General features: G+C 71.9%; 2 protein-coding genes. Both read right to left on the bottom strand.

From position 1 onward, the window contains the following. Window positions 1–528 (bottom strand): TIGR03089 family protein (locus tag G6022_RS14110; protein ID WP_182691817.1); only part of this gene is annotated, 528 nt, incomplete at its 3' end. 37 nt (window positions 529–565) lie between these two features. Further along, window positions 566–2,119: an LCP family protein gene (locus G6022_RS14115; protein WP_241731231.1), complete on the bottom strand. Its 1,554-nt coding sequence runs from the start codon at window positions 2,117–2,119 to the stop codon at window positions 566–568. Window positions 2,120–2,167 lie beyond the last annotated feature (48 nt).

Here is a 2,167-nt window from a genome sequence, read left to right on the forward strand (position 1 = left end):
GCCGGCCAGCGCCGGGTCCGCCAGCTGCTCGACCGACCTCCCGTCCAGGGCGGACGCACCCTGCCCGGACGGGACGAACGCGTCCGGGTGGATCCGGCACGACTCGGCCAGGTCGACGACGCCCGGGGGGACGTCCACGCCGACCGCGGCCAGCGGGCGGCCCATCGGGTCGGTGGTCATGAGGAGCGTCTCGACATCGGTCGGGTGGCGTTCCAGGCGGTCGGCGGTGGTGATCACCGCCACGGCGTCGTCGGCCGGCCCGGTCCGCACCTCGGCCCCCGCCCACCAGACGCCCAGGAGCACCCCGGCGGTGAGCCAGTGGGCCGGCAGGTCGCACACCACGACGTCACCCGGGGCCACGCCCACCTCGTCCCGCAGGAGCCCGGCGATCTTGGCGGCCCAGTTGGCGGTGGAGGTCACGGACAGCTCGATCCGGGACGGTGCTCCGAGGTCGTAGTGCGTGACCAGCGGCGCGCCCGGGTCCGCTGCGAGGAGCGGCTGGAGCACGGTGTCTGCGGCGGTGTTCACGGGTCGTCCTCCGGACGGTCGGTCGGGTGCGGCTCGGTCAGTTCACACAGGGGACGTCCGAACCACCGGCGTCGAAGGTCGGACGCTGCGCGATCGACGGTGGCAACGGGGCGTAGGTGGTGGTCTCGGGGGAGTAGGACTCGGTCGCGGAGGCGTCCCCCGTGGGACCGCTGTAGTCCTCCGCCAGGACCACGCGGACCGCCCCGGGGGGCACCGCGGGATCCACCTGGACGGGCAACCCGCCCAGCGCGTCGGAGACCGCGAACGCCGAGGGGTCGTCGGCCGAACCGGCGGCGACGTGGGAGGTGTACGCCGCTGCCGGATCGGTGAGCAGGTCCCCGACGGCATACCCGAGTTCGGACAGGGAACCGGAGACCCGGGCCGCCAGACCGTCGATCGCGGTGGTGTTGACCACCGAGACGGTCACGGCGGCGGGGTCCACCCCCGGGGTGCCGGTCTGCTCCTGTTCCTCCTCCACGTCGTCGGTACTGGCGAATCCGCCGACGAACTCCGCGACCTGGTCGGGGTCGACGGTGACGATGGACTCGCCCCATTCGGTGAAGGAGTCGATGCTCGTGACCGGGATGGTCTCGAACCGCACGTTCCCGCCGCTGATGTCCTGGAGCTTCATCGCGAAGTCCACGAAGTCCCAGTTCTCGTCGATGACGAACGACCGTCGGGCCGCGTCGACGAGCGCTCCGAGCTTCGTCGGGTCCGCGAGGGTGCCGGCGGACAGGGTCTTCTTGACCAGCTGGGACATGAACGCCTGCTGGCGGACGATCCGGTCGAGGTCGCCCGCGGGCAGGTCGTGCCGCTGACGCACGAAGCTCAGGGCGTCGGAGCCGGACACGGTCTGGACCCCGGCCCGGAAGTTCGCGCCGGACAGCGGTTCGTCGACGTCCTCGTTCAGGCACACCGGCACGCCACCGACGGCGTCGGTGAGCAGGACGAATCCCAGCAACCCGATCTCGGCGTAGTGGTCGGCCTGCACGCCGGTGAGATCGCGGACGGTGTTGATCAGCCCGTTGCGGCCGGCCTGGACGGCGTCGCGTTGGTCCTGCTCGGTGAGCGCACCGTCGGGGTCGTTCGCCACGGCCTCGTCGAGGTACGTCTGCTTGTATCCGGCGTAGACACCGTTGATCTTGCTGCCCCCGATGTCCCGGGTCTCCACGTAGACGTCCCGGGGGACCGAGATCGCGGTGGCCGAGCTCCCGTCCTCCGGGATCCGGATGAGCAGGATCGTGTCCGTGTTCTCGCCCTCGTCCTCGCCGGTCCGGACGGTGGCGAGTTCCTCCTGGCTGAGCGCGTTGCCCTGGGCGTCGGTGCGGTTGTCCGTCCCCACCAGGAGGATGTCGACGGCGCCGTCGAGCCCGCCGTCCCCCACGTCGAGACCTCCGGCGGAGGACAGGTCGGAGCTCAGACCGTTGAACAGCGACCAGCCCACGCCGGTCACCAGGAGGCAGAACACGGATGCCAGAGCGGCGAGGGTGCGGGCGATCCGCGAGCCCAGCGGGCGGGAGGGGGTCGCGTGACGCCGACCGCGCCCGGGGGCGGGTGCGCGCCGGGGCGTCGCTGGTAGCTCGGCGCTCATCCACCGTCCTTGTCGTCGAATCGGGGCGGTCGGTCCGCTCTCGTGAGA

This window comes from Dietzia sp. Cai40 (assembly GCF_014145165.1).
GTDB classification, from domain to species: domain Bacteria; phylum Actinomycetota; class Actinomycetes; order Mycobacteriales; family Mycobacteriaceae; genus Dietzia; species Dietzia natronolimnaea.

Excerpts from the sequence above, each read along its gene's own strand:
- G6022_RS14115 (WP_241731231.1), bottom strand. The coding sequence starts at position 2,119 with ATGAGCGCCGAGCTACCAGCGACGCCCCGGCGCGCACCCGCCCCCGGG.